Source organism: Pedobacter gandavensis (genome assembly GCF_032677645.1).
Taxonomy (GTDB): Bacteria; Bacteroidota; Bacteroidia; order Sphingobacteriales; family Sphingobacteriaceae; genus Pedobacter; species Pedobacter gandavensis_A.
Genome location: NZ_JAVTSB010000008.1, coordinates 21,525 through 41,443 on the forward strand (window position 1 = coordinate 21,525; position 19,919 = coordinate 41,443).

Here is a 19,919-nt window from a genome sequence, read left to right on the forward strand (position 1 = left end):
CCAACAAAAAATTATACTGCAATGACCTTAAGCCTTGGATTTTCCCCTTGCCCGAATGACACGTTTATCTTTGATGCCCTGATTCACCATAAAATTGATACGGAAGGACTGGATTTCAAAGTGTCATTTGATGATGTGGAAACCTTAAATCAAAAGGCCATGAAAGGGGAACTGGATATTACTAAACTGAGCTTCCATGCTTTTGCCTATGTTTATGAACAGTATGCCTTGTTAGATGCCGGAAGTGCATTAGGTTTTGGCGTTGGCCCTCTGCTGATCTCCAAAAATGAATACCTCGCCAATCATCCGGATCATATTAATCCGGAACTTCGTGTGGGTATCCCCGGAAAGTTTACGACAGCTAACTTCCTGTTGGGCATTGCCTTCCCCCATTTGAGACAGAAACAGGAAATGGTTTTCTCAGCCATCGAAAATGCGTTGCTGGCAGAAGAGATTGACCTCGGTTTGATCATCCATGAGAACAGATTTACGTATATGGACAAGGGTTTACACAAAGTGATGGACCTGGGGAATTACTGGGAACAGCAAACCGGTTGTGCCATCCCATTGGGCGGAATTGTGATCAATAGAAAACTAGATCAGGAGACTAAAGAAAAGGTGAACAGGGTATTACGAAAATCGGTGGAATTTGCTTTCGCGAATCCTAAATCCGGTTTAGCGTTCATCAAACAATACGCACAGGAAATGAGCGAGGAAGTGATGTACAAACACATCGACCTGTATGTCAACAAATATTCCATTGATCTGGGTGTAGAAGGCCGCAAAGCGATTGATGTACTATTTCAGATGGCACAGGAAAAAGGCCTGATTGAACCCATCAAAAAAGACTTGTACCTGATTCCTTAATCGTTAAGGAATCCATATCAGTCCGGCTTTGAGCTCCGCTAAAGAGCGCCTTTTAGTTACAAGGCCCGTCAGGAATTTCTTTAGAAATCTTCAATAATTTAGTCACCACCATCGTAGAATCAAAGTCTGCGGCTATAATTAAGCTGTCAGATTTGATGATCTGACATTCTACCTCAATATACACGGGTTCATACGGTTTTTCGAAGTTGAAATTACTGTAGGCCAGCTCCAGTGTTTTCGCACTATCGGCTACCCAGTACTCGTTTCCTTCTTCGCAATCCGTAAAAGATTTGATCTCCGGACCATAGCTATACAAGCCTTTAATCACCCTGATATTGTTCTTTTCAACAGATACCGGCTTGGTATTACAGGCCATGACAACAACTGAGCAGAGCATTAAAAAGGGTAATGATTTGATTGATATATTCATGATGTTAGAGATCTTGATTTAAATGGTCAATTTTCTTGACACTCAGATTAGACGACAAAGCTGATGCCATAAAAGAGAACACGGTCACTGTTAAAAATACTAATAAAAAATCTGTCCATTTCAGGCCAATCGGATAGGCATTGGAAATCATCGGGTTATCTTGCGACATCTTGATCATGCCAAATTTCTGTTGAACCAGACAGAAGATTAGTCCGACAAATAAGCCGAGAATACAGCCTGTCATGGTAATCATCATTCCTTCCAGCAAAAAGATCCGCTTGATCAGTTTTTTCCCTGCCCCCAGACTACTTAGAACGGAAATATCCTTCAATTTGTCTATCACCAGCATAGTTAATGATCCGATGATATTAAAGATAGCGATAATTAAGACAAAAGTAAGGATGATATATACGGCCCATTTTTCACTTCCAAGGATGCTGTGCAAGGCCGAATTTTGCTCAATACGGTCTTTTACAACGAATTCCGGTCCTATTTTCGCTTCTATTTCTTCTTTAAACTTTTCGTCATCTATACCCGGATTTAAAAGCAGCTCTATCGAAGAAATTTTCTCAGGTTCTGCCAAAAGCTGACGTGCGAAAGCCAATGGAACGATGGCAACATTGTCAAAATCCTGCTGAACTTCGAAAACTCCGGATACAGGAATGGTTAAAACCGTAAAATTATCACCTGGATTGATGGAAGTTGCTCTTTTCCCTTTTTTAGGAGAATATACCTGTAAAGGATTGAAAGGATCTGTGGTATTAACCACCAGAAAGTTCTGTAATGCAGAGCCAATCACGGCATAATGACCACTCGCATTATCCAGTATAAAATGTCCGTCGATAATGGTACTATCCAGGCTTTTATTCTTTAGATAATCAGGGCTTACCCCTTTAATCAATCCGACGCTCTGTTTGTCGTTGTATTTCAGCAAGGCATTTTCCGACAATACTTCCACATAGGAATAAATCCCATCTGCCTTTTTCAATTGATTGAAATAAGCCGTGTGCGGATCAAAAGTCTTGCCTTTAACCGGCATAATGACCAGCTGAGGGGTCATGGTATTGAACATTTTCAAGACCATTTCACCAAGGCCATTAAAAGCCGACAAAATGATAATCAATGCAGCGCTTCCCACAAACACACCCAGCACGGAAATCGCAGAAATGATGTTGATCGCATTGGTAGATTTCTTAGCAAAAAGATACCTGCGGGCTATGTAAAAGGCTGTATTCAAATGATTATGAAATTACGACTGTAAAAATGGATTGTGTTGCTTCTCGAAACCAATGGTGGTAAACTGCCCGTGGCCAGGATAAACCCTGCAATCATTGGGCAATATAAACAAGTTATTCTTTATGCTATTGATTAATTGCGCGTGGTTGCCTCCAGGAAGGTCGGTACGGCCGATACTCGTATAGAACAAGACATCACCACCGATCAAAAAGTTATCCGCAGCAGCGTAGAAACAAAGGTGTGCAGGCGAATGGCCTGGTGCAAAAATCAGTTCCAGCTGACTGTTTCCAAATTTAACGGTTCCGGTTTCTCCCAGAAACACTTCCGGCTCCGGAGAAAGCTCATAATCGAAGCCCATTTGTGGCGCATATCCAGGGATTGACTGTAAAACAGGTAGCTCACCGGCATGAAACTGAGGTTTCAGGCTCCAGTTATCATACACAAATTTATTCCCCAATACATGGTCAATATGACAATGTGTATTCAACAACAAGACCGGTTTCAGCTTATTTTCTTTTATGAACTGCACCAGTTCGTTTTGCTCAGTGGCATCAGACATTCCGGGATCAATGATCACACATTCTGAAGATTCATCAAATAAAACGTAAGTATTTTCACGATATGGATTAAAAGCAAACTGCTGGATACTAATCATAGGAGTTAAAATAGATGTTAATTTTTCCACTTGAAGGTACTGATCATTTGATCAATATCTTTCTTTATAAAATTCACTACCGGTTGGATAGAATCGTATTGCGGGCGCTCATTGAAATATAAAGCCCCACGGAAATAGTGTTTTGCACTGTCGGTAAGAAAGAATTGTACGGAAGAGGCGGTATTCCCTTCTATCGCGTAATACACGCCATAAACTTTCTTTTCCGGGTAATTGATCAGCTTCTGATCAATCGCATTGGCCTTCACCGTATGTTTAAAAGCGAAAGTTCTGGCATCTTCTACCAGTCCTTCATACTCTTTTTTGGAAGACACATCGTAATAAGTGAGGTGTAAACGCCCGTTAAACTGCGGAAAAGACAGGTTATACCAGCAAGGCTGGGTATCTCTGCCGCTATCGGGAATCATTTGTGCATACACCGGATATTCAAAAGAATAAGCGCAACCTTCGTTAAAAGTCAGGTAGGCTTTTTTAGGAAAATCGATGTGAAAATACCCTCTCGGCTTCGGAGCATAATTATTATTCTGGTTACAGGCGCTAAAAGCCAGCACCAGAATAAGGAGGCCGAATGGGAAAAATCTCTTCATATCAGGAATTCCAGATGTGCCAGGAACGTTCTGCCTGAAGGTACAACATTTCCAGTCCGTTTTTAATGGCGGCACCGGATGCTGCACTAAGTTCCAGGAATTTAGTTACCTCCGGATTGTAAACCAGATCGTAAGCCAGGTGCTTTTCCGTGATCGATTCATAAGGAATCTGCGGACAACTGTCTACATTCGGCGACATTCCCAAAGGCGTTGTATTGATCAGTAAGGTATATTCGGCCATCATTTCCGCATCCACGGCATCGTATAAAATCGTACCCTCCGCTGGTTTTCTCGTCACAATCAGGAAAGAGATCCCCAGTTTATTCAGTACATATTTCACCGCTTTTGCGGCACCACCATCGCCAAAAACCAGGGCTTTAGTATGGTGTTCTTTTAGAAAAGGAAGTAAAGAAGCTTCAAATCCGTAGGCATCGGTATTATATCCTTTAAGGGTTACTTTGCCGTTTTCCCTGCGGATATCGACACAATTAACCGCACCGATTTCTGCTGCTGCTTCATCCAGCTGATCAACATAAGCCATCACACCCACTTTATGGGGGATGGTTACATTAATTCCAACAATTTCCTCATCAGCAATCAGTTCCGGGAAGGAATTGACATGCTCCATCGGATAGAGTTCGTATGCGCAATCAGCGATCTGCTCCTTTACAAATTTCTCTGTAAAGTGTTTTTTTGAAAAGGAATGTGATAAGGGATACCCGATCAGGCGAAATTTCTTCATGTAGGTAAATGTAGGATTACAAATTATCCAGGTTTAGAAAATGGTCAAAAGTATCACCTCTTAAGCCCAAACGAATAGTTTCCAATGGAATAGTCTCCGCAGGAGCGATATTTCCAAGGTTTACATTGGCTCCTAAAAGCTTGATAAACCAAACTTGTTGTTCTTTTTGTGGTGCTTCCCAGATGATAGATTCCTGAGGGATTTGCGTTAGAATTTCATCTACTAATCCTTCTCTCACTTCACCTGAACCTCTGTAAATACCAACGTTTCCACCTTCTCTGGCTTCCGCGATAACTTTCCATGAGCCAGCTTCCATCTCAGCTTTCATCAATTTGATCCATTTGTATGGGGCAAAAATCTTGGCAGCATCTTTAGAGCCTACTTCAGAAATCACAGTTACCTGTTTTGATAATTTCTGGATAAACTCACATTTAAGGTCGTGTTCAATGGTAATAGAGCCATCAGATACTTCAGCATATTCCATCTGAAACTGATCCAACACTCTGCAATAGTCGTCAAACTGATTACGGATTACAAAAGCTTCGAATAATGTCCCTCCAAAATAGGTAGGTATTCCTGCATCTCTGTAAATGGCTAGCTTCTCTTTTAGATTAGGAGTCACAAACGAAGTTGCCCAGCCTAATTTTACGATATCAGTATGTACTCCGGCAACTTCGATAAAATCTTCAGTTTGCCTTAAGCTTAGTCCTTTATCCATGACCATTGTAATTCCTTTATCTCTTGGCTTTACTGGTCTTTCGGGTATATTATTTAATGGGTAGTTCATATTGCTCACAAAGGTGAAAAAAAAATGGACAGTTTTTATCAGGTATTTCTAATAAAAAAAGGTACCATTATTTAACATAACGGTTTATTACTTCGATTATTGAGCCATTATCCTGCAATTGCGGCAAATATTCGAATAAAATATAATGTTTATCGGGGTCGGTTACCAAAGCGGTTTCCAGATAAACGAGGGCATCATTTTTCTCTCCGAGTGCAAAAAGGTAGGCTACCATCCGGTAATATAACTCTGCGGCATCGGGGTTATTTTTTATCCCGTCTAAAATCGTTTCCGAGGCTTCTAACAGCCTTCCCTGCTCATAAAGCACGGTTGAGAAGTCTAACCAGGCCTCAATATCCACCGGATTAAACTCCAATACCTTATAGTACGCTTCGATAGATTCTTCAATCTGACCGAGTTTATAAAAAGCATCCGCCATCGCGAACCAGAAGTCTGGATTTTCATCATCCAGCTCTAAAGCTTTGCGGTAAAAATGAAGCGATTCAAAATAGCGTTCCTCGAAATTCAGCGTTACCCCGATTCCGAACCAGGCATCGGCCATTTTAGGATCCATTTTCACGGATTTCTTGTAATAAGCACGTGCCTCGTCCATTAGATCCAGCTTTTCATAGCATTCACCGATGGCACAATAGGTATCTGAATTAGGTGGTTCGTACTCAAAAGTATGCTTATACACCTCGATAGCCTCCGCAAAACGGTCTAGCTGCACCAGTGCATTTCCTTTATTATAATAGGCCGAAGCAAAATTATCCTTAATTAAAATCGCATAATCATAGGCATCAATCGCTTTTTCGAAGAGGTCTAGTTTATGGTAAGAATTGGCAAGGTTATACCATGCCGCATAAGAATAGGGATCATTGTCGATATATTCCTGATAGAATTTGATACTTTCCTCTTGTTTATCCAGGATATCATAACAAAATGCCAGCTCATATAAGCCGTCTTTGTTTTCCATATCTTGTTCTAAACTACGTTTGATATACACGATTGCCTGTTCATAATCCAGCATATTCTGGTATACATAGGCGATTTGCAACAGGATTTCGTCTGTAGATTCGGCAAAAGCCAGGGCAATCTGAAAATTATCCAGTGCCTCCTGATAGCGTTCCAGACTATTGTAGATATTCCCCCTTAAGATATAAATTTCTGCTTCCGAAGCTTCCAGCATTTCCGCTTTTTGCAAGGAAAGGAAAGCCCTTTCAATCTGATCGGTTACAAAAAACAGCTGTGCTTGTTTCACCAGAAATACAGCAGCATAAGGGTGCTGGTTTACCGCATAATCGGTCACCTGAAGTGCCTTAACAGGGTCACTTTTCTCTATATAGTAATCAATAATGTTTTCAAAAGCCTGTGAATCAAAAAAGTACTGATCTTGATTGCGTATCATCTCCTCGTAACGCTCTACAGAACGCTGTGCATCGTCACTAAACTCAAATAAAAATTCCTCTTCCATGTCGCGAATAATTAAAGAACAGAACCAATTTTTAAAAACACAATATAAGTTTACAAATTAAATATTTGCATAAACTAACTAATTTTCAACATTTACACACCCGAATTTCCTAAATGACTGATAGTATTATTTTAGCAAAGGGCTCGGGGGAAATGAGTTGATTGCTTTTTTCAATAGAGATTATGATCAGAATTATATTACAAAATAACATAACTTTAAACGAAAACCTGTAAAATTCAGGTCAGAAAAGAAACCAAATATTAAAAACACGGTTGTATAAGGTTAAACATCCCCTTGAGGATGAAGCCATATCACCGTTCATAAACCGTAAAACGAATGAAAAGAATGATCAGTTCCGTTTTAAAAAACTTAGGGATTCAGGACATCAACCCTGCCTACAGCACCGGCCAGCAATGGTCTGCAAACCCGGAGGCGAGTACCATCGACAGCTTTTCGCCGGTAGATGGCGAAAAGATTGCCAGCATTCAGGTGGCAACAGCCGAAGATTATGAAACCGTTATGAAAACTGCGGAAACTGCTTTTCAGTTCTGGCGCAACCTGCCGGCACCAAAACGTGGCGACATTGTGCGTCAGTTGGGTGATGCTTTAAGGGCTTCCAAAGAAGATCTTGGCACCCTGGTTTCTTATGAAATGGGGAAAAGTTTACAGGAAGGATTTGGAGAAGTACAGGAAATGATCGACATCTGCGATTTTGCGGTCGGACTTTCCCGCCAGTTGTACGGTTTAACCATGCATTCTGAAAGGCCAAATCACCGGATGTATGAGCAATGGCACCCCCTGGGTATCGTAGGCGTGATTTCAGCCTTCAATTTCCCCGTTGCGGTATGGAGCTGGAACACCGCCCTGGCCTTAGTTTGCGGTAATGTTTGCGTCTGGAAACCTTCTTCAAAAACACCACTTTGCGCGATCGCTTGTCAGCGGATTCTCGCTAAAGTACTGGAACAAAATGAAATGCCGGAAGGAATCAGTAACCTGCTGATTGGCAATTCCGTAGGCGACATGATCAACAACGACAAGCGCATTCCACTGGTTTCTTTTACCGGATCTACCCGCATCGGCAGAACCGTTGCCGGCGCCGTTGCCAGCAGATTTGGCCGAAGCATCCTGGAACTGGGTGGCAACAATGCCATCATCATTTCGAAAGACGCAGATCTGGCCATGTCGATCATCGGAGCCGTATTTGGTGCCGTAGGTACTGCCGGACAACGCTGTACCTCTACCCGCCGCCTCATCATTCATGAAGACATTTACGAAGAATTTAAAGACAGGCTGGTTAAAGCTTACGAGCAGTTACGCATTGGCGATCCTTTAGACCAATACCACCATGTAGGCCCGTTAATCGATACCGCAGCCGTGGAAATGTATAGCAAAGCCATCGAAAAAGGCATCCGGGAAGGTGCTGATTTTGTAGTAGAAGGTGGCGTCCTGACCGGCCCTAACTACCGCTCCGGATGTTACGTAAAACCTTGCGTGGCTGTAGTAGAAAATCATTATGAAATTGTACAGGAAGAAACTTTTGCCCCGATCCTCTACCTGATTAAATATAAAACCCTGGAACAGGCGATTGCCTTGCAAAACGGTGTTCCACAGGGATTATCATCCGCCATCATGACGCTAAACCTACGGGAAGCAGAACAGTTTTTATCGGTTTCCGGCTCTGATTGCGGTATCGCCAACGTCAATATCGGCACCTCAGGTGCAGAAATCGGTGGTGCTTTTGGCGGGGAAAAAGAAACTGGTGGTGGTAGAGAAAGTGGTTCTGACGCCTGGAAAGGCTATATGCGCAGGCAAACGAATACCATTAATTACGCCAATACTTTACCACTGGCACAGGGAATCAAGTTCGATTTATAAAACCTGGTCCCGGGTTTAGCTCAACTAAATCACAGGTTCTCACCTGATGATATCCAATAAAAAAAGCGACGGGAAATTCCCGCCGCTTTTTCAATCATTCTGCAAATCTTTCTTTCTATTTCACCAAAGTCGTTTTCGTGCTTGCAGCAATTCCGTTTTCAAGGAAAGTGCTTTCTGTTTTTAAGGCTGCAAAATCCTCTGTATTCAATTTAGATAAGTTGTTTTTCACTAAAATATGCTCATCAGCTGTTCCACGTAATTTCAAATCTGAATTGCCATTGCTTACCGTGTACAGGCTTTTGATATTTCCTTTTAAATTTGCGGTCGCATTATCGTTCAGATACACCTGCAATACATTCAGTTTCATTTTTCCCTGAGTGCAGATTTTTGCACCATTGGAAGCTTCGATTCTTTGTAAGTCCTGCACATAAACAACTACATTTAAAGTTTCTTTTGCGGTAGAGCTGATGATCAGCTTATATCCTTTCTGTGTAAAGGAAATCTGTTCGGCTGCCTCCTGGTTAATTAATTCTACCTTTTCCATTCTACTTTGAATCAAGGTAACCCTAACATTCCCAGACACCTCAATCATATTGAAAGGTTTTTCAGGACTATTATACATTGGGATTACTGCTGCCATCGATGCGCTGGTAAACGCAGAGGTAGATAAAACGATTGCTGTTAGGGTTAGTGCGATTAGTGATTTTACAGAGGTTTTCATAATATTTTGATTTTAAAGATTTCTTAAGGTTTTGTAGATAAGACGCAACCGTTTCAGAAACGTTTCAGTCATTTTCACCGTTTTAGACCATTATGAAAGAAAGCCCGACCAATGGTCAATATTTTTCGACGAACGCCCGGAAAAAAATTCGCTAATTCTCCTATTTTATTTGAAAGAAGTTCAATTTGCTGTATGTTTAAAGATTTTTAAATGCTTATCCTCCCTTTGTTTTAACCTTTAGCTAATGTTACGAGTAGATAGTTCTAAGCCCTGTAAAATTGTTTATTCATTGTGCAAACACGAGTTTTTCGGTTATTTGATCGAGCCTCATATTGTCCAGCTGAACCCTCAGGGAGACTATTCTTTGACCTATCAGCGTATATTTTCACATACGGCCACCGAATTTGCAGCACACCTGACAGAACAGGATTTCAAGCTGATTAAAATTCTGGATGAGACGGAGCAGGATTTCATCATTAAGAAGTTTCATAAAAAAGCAATCCGCCCTGTTGAGTTTTTCAGCAAGTTTTTCAATGATAAGTTTTATGAAACCGTAAGGCCGAAAATTGAGAAGAAACTGGCAGAAGCTTTAGAGCTGATCAAAAAGGATGGCGCATTATACCTGATGGACAGTGATGGCTGGCCTGCAGAGCGAAAAATTGAAATCGCCACAGAACCTGCTTCTGTATTGTTTCATTTTAGACGCAATGCGATGGAAACACGGTATTTCCCGACCATCAAATACCAGGGGATGCGCATCGATTTCATGTTTAAAGAAGCGCAGGTGGTGAGCAACCAACCGGCATGGCTGCTGTTATCAGACGTTTTATACTTCTTCGAACAGGACATTGAAGGCAAAAAACTACTTCCCTTTTTAAACAAACGTTACATCACCATTCCCAAATCTGCTGAAGGTGCTTACTTTGAAAAGTTTGTAGCCCCGCTGATTGAGAAATACCATGTTTATGCGGAAGGTTTCGACATTAAAACCGAGAAACATGAGCCTACACCAGTCATCAAGGTGATTTATGTAGATGCCGGAATTTCGCAACTACAATTGTATTTCAGGTATGATACCCATGCTTTTGCGATGGGAAATGAGAAAAAAGTAACGGTACATATAGAGAAAGAAGAAGACAATTATATTTTCACCCGTATCAAAAGAGATGCAACCTGGGAGAAACAGAAATTTAACTTTTTAACCACCCTCGGACTCAAGAAGGTGAGTCCGGTAGATCATAACCTGGAATTGCCTGCACATGCGGATGAAAACCAGAGTTATGCCGTCCTAAACTGGGTGAATGAGCATATTGAGCAATTAAAAGCCGAAGGATTCGAGATTGAACAAGACCAGAGTGCTAAGAAATTCCAGTTTGCCAGCAATAAAATTGATTTTGAAATTAAAGAAGATAATGACTGGTTCGACATCAATGCCATCGTATATTTCGGTGCGCATCCCATTCCATTTATTGCCTTAAAACAGCATATCCTTCATAAAAAGAGGGAATTTACCCTTCCTGACGGTTCCATCGCGATCATTCCTGAAAAATGGTTTACTCAATATGGAAGCCTGTTTAGCCTTTCTGATGGCGGCAAGGAATTGAAACTTAAAAAACACCATATCGGGCTGATCAATGAGCTGGCAGAAGATGGCATTGCCAATGTCACTTTAAGTCGCAAGCTGCAAAGACTGAACGATTTTGAAAACATTGCCGATACCAAAATGCCGGTCAATTTTAAAGGGGAACTCCGCAGCTATCAGAAAGCGGGATACAACTGGTTCAGCTTTTTAAGGGAGTATAATTTTGGGGGCTGCCTGGCGGATGATATGGGTTTAGGTAAAACCATTCAGACCCTGGCCATGCTACAAAAAATCAAAGAAGAGGACGAAGAGCAGTCGACGAAAAGTACGTCGCTGATCATTATGCCCACTTCCCTGATCTATAACTGGCTAAATGAGGCGAAGAAATTTACCCCAAAATTAAAGATCCACGCCCATACCGGAAGCTCCAGAAACAAAGACATCAGTCAGTTTGCGAAGTACGATATCGTAATCACCACCTACGGAATTACCCGGGTAGACATCGATTTACTGAAGGATTATTATTTCAACTACATCATCCTTGATGAGAGTCAGAACATCAAAAACCCTTCTTCAAAATCGTTTAAAGCAGTAAAAGCACTTAAATCCAGACATAAGCTGATTCTGAGCGGTACGCCGGTAGAAAATTCTGTAGGCGATTTATGGACACAGCTTACCTTTTTAAATCCAGGCTTACTGGGCACACAGGCTTTCTTCAACGATGAGTATGTGCAGGCCATTGAGAAGCGCAAGGATGAGGAAAAAGCCAGAAAATTACAGGCGATTATCAAACCTTTTGTCCTGCGAAGAACCAAGGAACAGGTGGCTTCAGAACTTCCTGCGAAAACAGAGCAGGTGATTTACTGCGATATGTCTGAAGATCAGGCGGCCTGTTATGAAAAAACGAAATCGGCCTATAGAAATGACTTGTTGAGCAGTATGGACGATGGGACTTACGCTAAAAAACAAGTGCAGTTATTACAGGGATTAACCGCATTGAGGCAACTGGCCAACCACCCGGTCATGATTGATGAAGGTTATGAATCGGATTCCGGCAAATTTGAAAACGTGATCCATACCCTGGATAATGTGTTAAAAGGTGGCCATAAAGTCTTGATCTTCTCTCAGTTTGTGAAGCACCTGAATATTTTCAGAAAGTATTTTGAAAAGGAAGAGATTCCTTTCTCTTACCTGGATGGCGCCACCAAAAACAGAGGGGAAATTGTGGCCGAGTTCCAGGAAAACACGGAACTGAAAGTATTTTTGATTTCCATTAAAGCTGGTGGTGTAGGTTTAAACCTTACCCAGGCAGATTATGTGTTTATCCTTGATCCATGGTGGAATCCAGCCGTAGAACAGCAGGCAATTGACCGTACGCACCGCATCGGACAGGAAAAGAAAGTTTTCATCTATAAGTTTATCGCAAAAGATACGGTAGAAGAAAAAATCCTTGCCCTGCAAAACCGTAAAAAGCGACTGGCAAGTTCCTTGATTACCACCGAAGAAAGTTTCTTCAAATCACTGAGTAAAGAAGATATTGCGGAAATCCTGAACTAAAGGCTGGTATAATATTCCTCCCGACTGATCATCACTGCGCCCAGGCTCATCAAATGATCATTCGGGAGCTGACAATCGATCAGCTCGAATTTTTTATGCTGGCACAACCAGATCAAAGCTGCTTTAGAAGCATTACTGACCAGGCTAAACATGCTTTCCCCGCAAAAAACATTGCCGATTTCCAGCCCATACAAGCCCCCACACAATTCTCCGTCTTTCCATACTTCTACACTTTTTGCAAAACCATGTTGGTTCAGTGCGATATAAGCTTCCTGCATTTCTTCTGTGATCCAGGTACCAGGCTGATCTTTTCGCCCAACTTTTGCGCAGTTTCTGATTACCTCCGGAAAAGCTTCGTTATAGGTGATTTTAAAAACCCCGTCTTTTAGGACTTTTGCCATGCTTTTGCTAATCTTTATCTGATTCGGGTAAATTACGCAGCGCTCATGAGGCGAATACCAGCAAATGGGGTCATCTTCACTAAACCAGGGGAAAATCCCGTGATGATAGGCTAAAAGCAGTCTGTTGACACTTAAATCTCCTCCTACTGCTAATAATCCGTCCGGGTCTGCCAATGCCGGATCCGGAAAGCTAATCTCCTTTTCATCGAGTCTAAAAACCATGGTGCAATAATAAAAACAATAATTTAATGTAACGAAGCCTTCCTTATCGTATCTTAATTGAAAAACAACGCATGAACTTATTAGGCAACATCATCTGGATCGTATTTGGCGGCATTTTCATCTTTATCGAGTACATCATTGGTGGACTAATTTTATGCCTCACCATTATAGGGATTCCTTTTGGCCTGCAATGTTTCAAATGTGCGTTTGTAGGATTGGCGCCATTTGGCGTAAAAATCACAGATACTTCTTCTAATACCGGTTGTTTATCCACCATCATGAACATCATCTGGTTGTTTTGTGGCGGTTTCTGGATTGCCTTAACCCATTTACTTTTCGGCTTACTATTCTGTATTACGATTATCGGAATTCCTTTCGGCAGACAACATTTCAAGCTTATGAATCTTGCCTTTACGCCATTCGGGAAATCAATCAATTAATTTCAATTAACCCAATTTTCTGTGCATAAGCAAAAGCTTCCTGACTATCTTTAAACAGACAGGTACTAATGCCGGCAGCTTCCATTTTCCGCAATGTTTTCGAGCTTTCTATTTCCTTCTCTTTCCGGACATTTCTAATGAAAACCGCAGCTACATTTTGCGGGAACTTCTCTGCAATTGCCGCATAAATAGCAGGATCTTTTTGCGAGTTATCCCCAAAGAACACAAATTTCTGATTCGGAAATACAGACATAATCCTCCTCAAACGAATCAATTTCCCTTCATGTCCGGTTTTACCTGTTTTGATTAAGCTGGTCCAGCGTTTCAATTGATTGAGTAAAAAAGCCCCTTCCGGCAAGCGGTTAAAGCGAAAAGTTTCTACCAGATAATCGTAAAGGTTCCATTCTGTACTGGAAACATAGAAAAACGGATTGGGCTGATCGGCGGTTGTATGTGATAGCGCGAGTTGGCGGTACAATTCGGCAATGCCGGGAAAGGTTTTCCGCGTCCTCGGGTTTTTAATAAATAGCTCCCTTAACCTACGCCCGATAGTGGCCGAATGAGAAACCATTACCGTATCATCCACATCAGAAATAATTCCATATTGCGTGATGTGTGGTACATAAACCTTCCCTAAAGCCTCCCCCAATTGGGTTCCATCCTTACCAAAAGCTTTCACCTTGACGCCATGCCATCCTGCGGCTACATTTTCCAGCGCCTCCCATTCGAACTTAAAAAAACCATCATAAGCAGTTTTTTGCTCTACTAGCTGCCCGTTAAAGTTGAGCTGCACCCGGGTAAAAGGGGCCGGTTTCACTATAAACAGTTTCAAAAGATGGGCAATATTTACAAAGAAATTATTGCTGTAGATCTGTTTTGTCTTCGCCTTAAAAGTAAACACATGACCATAAACAACCAGATTGTGGGTATGTCCGTAGCCATGATATACTTTAACATTACAGGATTTATTCATTGCTAATTAAAACAGAGTAAGCCGAAAGTTGTTTGTGGTATTAAACAATATCAATGGGAGCAGGCAATTCGAGCGCAAAATTACTTTTTATCATTAACCCGGGTTCCGGAAACCAGCAAATTAACTATTCCGAAGCCATACAACTTCATTTTAAGTCAGCACCAGAAGAAATTGAGATTTTTGAACTCCCTAAAAACTGTAGTTTAGAAACGATAAAACAGGCCATTGAGCAATCCAAAGCCGACCGCGTCATCGCCGTAGGTGGCGACGGTACTTTAAAGCTGGTTGCCGAATGTTTAGAGGGCAAAAATATCCCGATTGGGATCATACCCGCAGGTTCTGCTAATGGAATGGCTAAAGAACTAGGGATTCCCCTGGAGCTGGAAGCCGCCTTAGCGGTCGCAGCCACCGGAAAACCAAAGAAAATCCATGCCATCAAGGTCAACGGGGAGCTTTGCATCCACCTGGCCGATATCGGCTTTAACGCTTATATCATCAAGCGTTTCGATAATTTACCGCAACGTGGCATGATCGGCTATGCAAAAGCCGCCTGGCAAGCACTGTGGAGCCACCATAAAATGGAGGTAGAAATTCAAATTAAAGGGAAGCAGATTAAAACTCAAGCCGCAATGGTGGTGATTGCCAATGCGACCAGTTATGGCACAGGTGTAAAAATCAACCCGGAAGGCGACCTCACAGATGATCTTTTTGAGGTGATTCTGGTGAAGAAATATACGGTTGTAGAAATATTGAAGGTCAGGTTTACTGAACTACCTTTTAATCCGGAAAAGATTGAGCTTTTTCATACCAAAGACCTTTGTATCAAAACCAGGCATAAAGTCCATTTTCAGGTAGACGGGGAGTATATGGGGAAAGTTAACCGCGTTGACGCGACGATTTTACCGGCCGCGATTACGATCATCACGCCTTAGAAAATCAATAACCTGTTACTTGCAATACCGGGCAATCAACTCATCAGCCTGACTGGAGCCCATATTTTTGACGAACATAAAATCTTCACAGGCACCTTGTAAATCCTGCTGTTTCAGCTTACGTTTTCCGATTTTAACCCTTTCGGCAAAATACGCTTCATCATAACCCAGTTCTTCTTTTAGCCTGGAAAACCTGGCTTCATCTTCCGGTTTATAATTGGCTGTACCCTTGTTTTTATAGAAATTAGTGATCACCTCCGTAAGCCCTGTATTGGAGACATAATTGGCGATTGCCAGATTGATTTCGGCTTTAGTTTTCCCTTCGCAGCCATAGCCGCTCAGTTCAAAAACCAGGGGTGCGAGGAGTACAACGGTAGAGTCGTGCCCTTTTGGGACTTCCCAATGCCCGCTACTGAGGCGGATCAAACGCAAGGCCTCCTGGTCTAAATCGGTGCCTACCCCAGAGCGAACGGCGGAATAGAACACCTTACCCTGATCATTCAGCTTGAATTCGATGTTCACGACCCCTTCAATACAATGTTGCAGGGAATAGGGCGGATACACTTTGTTTTTCATCACAAAACTTTCCAGCCCCCCTTTTAAGCGGGGTTGTGAAACTGCCGAAAATCCGGGCAGCAGGAAGCATAAAAGCAGGATCCTGTACATACCCCAATTTACGGAAATTATCTCAATGCTGCTTTAAAAGTATGCTTTAATATTACGGAAGGATCGGGAGAATTCAGGAGGAAAGGTTCCTTCTGCGTAAATGGACAAACGCCCGGATAATCCCCTACTGCATCAAACAATTTACGAATCACTTGAAAATGCAGGTGTGGAGGCCAGTTGCCATTCTCTTCCGGAGTACCGAAAGTAGCGAATGCTGTGCCTTTTGGAATCTTTTGTCCAACTTGTAAATCAGCGATAGAAGCTAAACTCAAATGCCCGTATAACACGTAAAACACCTGTCCTTTAATGTTATATTCCAGGATAATCGTTGCGCCGTAATCTCCGAAGTTGTTGTTGTTTTTAAAACTGTGGACTACCGCCGTATAAAAGTTATAGACTTTTGTACCAGCCGGGCCCCAGATATCCACCCCAAGGTGTAACCTACGAGGTTCTGCATCAGCATGGGCATCAAAATGAGAACTCCGGGCATAGATTGTCCGGTGTTCATCATAGCCACCAATCCCATAACGGGCATTGGTTTTCGCCAACTGACTGTTAATCCAATCGCTAAACACGGCCGTATCGGCCAATATTTCCGGATTCAACTCCGTATTGTCTGCAGTAAAATTAAATGGACACAATTGATCTGTTACCGGATCAAAATCTACTATATTTCTAATGACTACGCCTTTTAAATTTAACTGGTACTTTACGGGAGCTGTTTCTTGCATATTTGTTTTTAGCGGGATAAATTAATCCGCAGTTTCTTCTGTATCTTCTTGTTGTCTTGGTTCTTTTGCGATCTTATCAAAGATCTTATCCATGTGTTGAACGTACTCATTTGTATCATCCAGGAAGAACGTTAAGGTAGGTACTACCCTTGCCTGGTGACGAATTCTTGCCCCTAATTTATACCTGATCTCATTGCTATGAGAATTTACTTCTGCCACTGATAAAGTGGTATTGTTGGTATTTAAAAAGCTTAAATAAACCTTTGCTACCGCTAAATCCGGCGAAACGCGGACTTTAGTAATGGTAACCAGGGTATTAGGTAAATATTCTGCTCCTTCACGTTGAAATATACTTGCTAATTCCTCTTGCAGGACTCCGGCAAATTTCTGCTGACGTTTACTTTCCATAATTTTTGCAATCTTAAATATTAATATAACAGGGTATCGTAAGGATAGCGATCTGTGTGTAATGCTTTGACTTTATCGTACAATAGTTGTTTAAACTCATCCAGATTCTCTTTGAGCAGAGCCGAGATAAACATCGCAGGGGCATTATTACTGGCCATCCAGCTGCGTTCAAACTCTTCAATGGTCAACGTAGATTTCTCGCCGTTTTCCAGATCCACTTCCGGACTCACATACGCATCAATTTTATTGAATAGCATGATCGTTGGCTTGTCTCTTGCACCCAGTTCCTTTAAAGTTTCATTCACTACATTGATCTGATCTTCAAAATTCGGGTGAGAAATGTCTACCACATGAATCAGAATATCTGCTTCGCGCACCTCATCTAAGGTCGATTTGAAACATTCGATCAAATGGTGAGGCAGTTTGCGGATAAATCCAACCGTATCCGATAACAGGAAAGGCACGTTTTCGATCACCACTTTACGCACGGTAGTGTCTAAGGTGGCGAATAACTTATTCTCCGCGAAAACTTCCGATTTCGACAACATGTTCATAATGGTTGATTTACCAACGTTGGTATAACCCACCAATGCCACACGAATCAGATCCGTACGGTTTTTTCTTTGTGTCTCATTTTGCTTGTCGATCAGTTTCAGGCGTTCTTTCAAAACAGAGATTTTTTCCAGAATCATCCTTCTATCACTCTCAATCTGAGTTTCACCCGGACCTCTCATTCCGATACCCCCTTTTTGGCGCTCTAAGTGAGTCCACAAACGGGTTAATCGTGGTAATAAATATTGCAACTGGGCAAGTTCCACTTGTGTTCTTGCTTGTGCCGTTTGTGCCCTGCCAGCAAAAATATCCAGAATCAGGTTACTCCTGTCTAGTACTTTTACCTGCAATTCACGCTCAATATTTCTAAGTTGTGAAGGAGACAATTCATCATCAAACACAACTAAATCTATTTCTTCCGACTTCACATAAGCCGCTATTTCTTCTAATTTTCCCGTACCTACAAATGTACTACGGTCAGGTTTCTCCATTTTCTGAGTAAAGATGTGCGTCACCACACCTCCGGCAGTATCTACCAGAAATGCCAGCTCATCAAGATACTCTTTGGTTTCTTCTGGTTTTTCACCTTGTCTTATTACGCCAACAAGAACAGCACGTTCAGGTTTAAGCGCGGTATCAAAATATTTTTGCTTTCCCATGTAGTCTACAAAGATACAAAAGTTATACCGAGATCAGCTGACTGACAAAGTCGGCCATTGAAGCTCCCGGATTTTGGGTTTTCATAAAGTTTTCACCGATCAGGAATCCGTCAAATCCGGCTGCTCTTAATTCATTGATGGTTATCGGATCAGAAATTGCACTTTCAGAAATTTTCAAAAAGTCATCAGGAATCTCGTCTACCAGCTCAAAAGAAGTCTGAATATTCACCGAGAAATCTGCCAGATTACGGTTGTTTACTCCGATAGCATCTAATTCAGGAATCACACTTCGCTGCAACTCATCCAGGTTATGAACTTCCAATAACACATTCAATCCTAAGCTTTTAGCGAACACTGCCATGTCTTCAATCTCCTCCGGAGTTAAAATTGCGGCAATCAGCAGGATAATATCTGCACCCAATGCTTTGGCTTCCAGGATCTGATATTCATCGATCATGAAATCTTTTCTCAGGATAGGAATATTATTCGCCGCTCTGGCTGCTAATAAGTCGTTGGTATGACCGCCGAAGAAATCTACATCCGTTAATACAGAAAGTGCAGAAGCACCTGCCGCAGCATAGGCAGTAGTCACCTCTTCTACAGTCACTTTGTCATTAATGATGCCTTTGGAAGGAGAACGGCGCTTAAACTCGGCAATAATTCCCGAGCGCTTTTCATCCAGCAAAAATTCTTCAAATGAATAAGGGCTACGGTTGAAATGAATCGCCGATTCCAGCATTTTTGTAGAAACCAGTTCTTTGGCCAGGGCCACTTCTTCGCGCTTGCGAAGTACAATTTTATCTAAAATATTCATCTTTTTAAGCTTCTAACCAGTTTTTCATCATTTCCTTACCGTATTCAGTTAACACACTTTCCGGGTGAAACTGAACACCTCTAACATCATATTCTTTATGCCTTAAAGCCATGATCTCCTGATCTTTATCAGTTGCAGTTATGGTTAAGCAATCAGGTAAACCTTCATTATTGACAACCCAGGAATGGTAACGGCCAACATTGATCACTTCCGGACAATTCTGGAAAAGTATTTCTGTTTTATCCAGTACCTGAATCGGGGTCGCAATGCCATGCATCGGTCTGCCCAGGTTCAATAATGTTCCACCAAATGCCTGCGCAATGGCTTGTTGCCCTAAGCATACCCCAAATATACTCTTCGTAGCCGCATATTCTTTAATCACATCCAATAACAAACCTGCTTCTTCCGGAATTCCCGGACCTGGCGAAAGGATAATTTTATCGTAATCCGCTACTGCCGACAATTCGAATTTATCATTGCGCCACACTTCTACTTCTCTACCTAACTCATTAACCAGGTGGACCAAATTGTAAGTGAATGAATCGTAATTGTCAATTACCAATACTTTCTTTTGCATCTCTTTATCGTTTGTC

The 19,919-nt window shown here is 41.8% G+C and carries 21 protein-coding genes; 5 read left to right on the forward strand and 16 right to left on the reverse strand.

Annotated features, from left to right (window positions below; all coding sequences use genetic code 11):
• Positions 1-21 precede the first annotated feature (21 nt).
• Positions 22-867 carry a 1,4-dihydroxy-6-naphthoate synthase gene (locus R2Q66_RS14115; protein ID WP_316750030.1) on the forward strand — a complete coding sequence of 282 codons (846 nt, stop codon included), beginning with the start codon at positions 22-24 and terminating at the stop codon, positions 865-867.
• A 52-nt stretch (positions 868-919) separates the two neighbouring features.
• Here R2Q66_RS14115 and R2Q66_RS14120 read toward each other — a convergent pair whose 3' ends face one another.
• From R2Q66_RS14120 to R2Q66_RS14150, 7 genes are all read right to left on the reverse strand, one after another.
• Complete coding sequence (locus R2Q66_RS14120) at positions 920-1,297, reverse strand: hypothetical protein (protein WP_316750033.1); 378 nt, start codon at positions 1,295-1,297, stop codon at positions 920-922.
• A gap of 4 nt (positions 1,298-1,301) precedes the next feature.
• Positions 1,302-2,534, reverse strand: coding sequence for an ABC transporter permease (locus R2Q66_RS14125; RefSeq protein ID WP_316750035.1), 1,233 nt, complete (start codon positions 2,532-2,534; stop codon positions 1,302-1,304).
• A gap of 12 nt (positions 2,535-2,546) precedes the next feature.
• Positions 2,547-3,188 (reverse strand): MBL fold metallo-hydrolase, encoded by a 642-nt coding sequence (locus R2Q66_RS14130; RefSeq protein ID WP_316750037.1) that lies wholly within the window; start codon positions 3,186-3,188, stop codon positions 2,547-2,549.
• Positions 3,189-3,205: 17 nt separating this feature from the next.
• Complete coding sequence (gene gldD, locus R2Q66_RS14135) at positions 3,206-3,793, reverse strand: gliding motility lipoprotein GldD (protein WP_316750039.1); 588 nt, start codon at positions 3,791-3,793, stop codon at positions 3,206-3,208.
• Between the two features lies 1 nt (position 3,794).
• Entirely contained in the window at positions 3,795-4,535 is a 741-nt protein-coding gene (gene aroE, locus R2Q66_RS14140; protein WP_316750040.1) for a shikimate dehydrogenase, read from the reverse strand.
• Between the two features lie 16 nt (positions 4,536-4,551).
• Positions 4,552-5,322 (reverse strand): phosphosulfolactate synthase, encoded by a 771-nt coding sequence (locus R2Q66_RS14145; protein WP_316750043.1) that lies wholly within the window; start codon positions 5,320-5,322, stop codon positions 4,552-4,554.
• Positions 5,323-5,389: 67 nt separating this feature from the next.
• On the reverse strand, positions 5,390-6,793 hold the full coding sequence (locus tag R2Q66_RS14150) for a tetratricopeptide repeat protein (RefSeq protein WP_316750045.1): 1,404 nt from the start codon (positions 6,791-6,793) through the stop codon (positions 5,390-5,392).
• Positions 6,794-7,129: 336 nt separating this feature from the next.
• Between R2Q66_RS14150 and R2Q66_RS14155 the strand changes: the two genes are divergently transcribed.
• Positions 7,130-8,668, forward strand: a complete 1,539-nt coding sequence (locus tag R2Q66_RS14155) for an aldehyde dehydrogenase family protein (RefSeq protein WP_316750047.1) — start codon at positions 7,130-7,132, stop codon at positions 8,666-8,668.
• Between the two features lie 115 nt (positions 8,669-8,783).
• On the opposite strand, the gene R2Q66_RS14160 is transcribed toward R2Q66_RS14155, so the two are convergent.
• The gene (locus R2Q66_RS14160; RefSeq protein WP_316750049.1) at positions 8,784-9,389 is read right to left on the reverse strand and encodes a GIN domain-containing protein; all 606 of its coding nucleotides are present in this window, start codon (positions 9,387-9,389) and stop codon (positions 8,784-8,786) included.
• A 244-nt stretch (positions 9,390-9,633) separates the two neighbouring features.
• On the opposite strand from R2Q66_RS14160, the gene R2Q66_RS14165 reads away from it, so the two are divergent.
• Entirely contained in the window at positions 9,634-12,528 is a 2,895-nt protein-coding gene (locus R2Q66_RS14165; protein ID WP_316750051.1) for a DEAD/DEAH box helicase, read from the forward strand.
• Here the strand turns inward: R2Q66_RS14165 and aat are convergent.
• Complete coding sequence (aat, locus tag R2Q66_RS14170) at positions 12,525-13,151, reverse strand: leucyl/phenylalanyl-tRNA--protein transferase (protein ID WP_316750052.1); 627 nt, start codon at positions 13,149-13,151, stop codon at positions 12,525-12,527. The genes R2Q66_RS14165 and aat overlap by 4 nt on opposite strands.
• 71 nt (positions 13,152-13,222) lie before the next feature.
• On the opposite strand from aat, the gene R2Q66_RS14175 reads away from it, so the two are divergent.
• Positions 13,223-13,591, forward strand: a complete 369-nt coding sequence (locus R2Q66_RS14175; RefSeq protein WP_316750053.1) for a YccF domain-containing protein — start codon at positions 13,223-13,225, stop codon at positions 13,589-13,591.
• Here R2Q66_RS14175 and R2Q66_RS14180 read toward each other — a convergent pair.
• Positions 13,584-14,564, reverse strand: a complete 981-nt coding sequence (locus tag R2Q66_RS14180; protein ID WP_316750055.1) for an App1 family protein — start codon at positions 14,562-14,564, stop codon at positions 13,584-13,586. The genes R2Q66_RS14175 and R2Q66_RS14180 overlap by 8 nt on opposite strands.
• Before the next feature lie 53 nt (positions 14,565-14,617).
• Between R2Q66_RS14180 and R2Q66_RS14185 the strand changes: the two genes are divergently transcribed.
• Positions 14,618-15,496 carry a diacylglycerol/lipid kinase family protein gene (locus R2Q66_RS14185; protein ID WP_316750057.1) on the forward strand — a complete coding sequence of 293 codons (879 nt, stop codon included), beginning with the start codon at positions 14,618-14,620 and terminating at the stop codon, positions 15,494-15,496.
• 15 nt (positions 15,497-15,511) lie between these two features.
• On the opposite strand, the gene R2Q66_RS14190 is transcribed toward R2Q66_RS14185, so the two are convergent.
• The 6 genes from R2Q66_RS14190 to R2Q66_RS14215 are packed head-to-tail and all read right to left on the reverse strand — an operon-like array spanning position 15,512 to position 19,903.
• Positions 15,512-16,162: an energy transducer TonB gene (locus R2Q66_RS14190; RefSeq protein ID WP_316750059.1), complete on the reverse strand. Its 651-nt coding sequence runs from the start codon at positions 16,160-16,162 to the stop codon at positions 15,512-15,514.
• Positions 16,163-16,179: 17 nt separating this feature from the next.
• Positions 16,180-16,893 carry a peptidoglycan DD-metalloendopeptidase family protein gene (locus tag R2Q66_RS14195; RefSeq protein ID WP_316750061.1) on the reverse strand — a complete coding sequence of 238 codons (714 nt, stop codon included), beginning with the start codon at positions 16,891-16,893 and terminating at the stop codon, positions 16,180-16,182.
• Positions 16,894-16,914: 21 nt separating this feature from the next.
• Positions 16,915-17,301 (reverse strand): 30S ribosome-binding factor RbfA, encoded by a 387-nt coding sequence (gene rbfA, locus R2Q66_RS14200; protein WP_316750063.1) that lies wholly within the window; start codon positions 17,299-17,301, stop codon positions 16,915-16,917.
• 20 nt (positions 17,302-17,321) lie between these two features.
• Positions 17,322-18,512, reverse strand: a complete 1,191-nt coding sequence (gene hflX, locus R2Q66_RS14205; protein WP_316750066.1) for a GTPase HflX — start codon at positions 18,510-18,512, stop codon at positions 17,322-17,324.
• Positions 18,513-18,534: 22 nt separating this feature from the next.
• Entirely contained in the window at positions 18,535-19,326 is a 792-nt protein-coding gene (gene trpC / locus R2Q66_RS14210) for an indole-3-glycerol phosphate synthase TrpC (protein WP_316750068.1), read from the reverse strand.
• 4 nt (positions 19,327-19,330) lie between these two features.
• Complete coding sequence (locus tag R2Q66_RS14215) at positions 19,331-19,903, reverse strand: aminodeoxychorismate/anthranilate synthase component II (RefSeq protein WP_316750575.1); 573 nt, start codon at positions 19,901-19,903, stop codon at positions 19,331-19,333.
• Positions 19,904-19,919 lie beyond the last annotated feature (16 nt).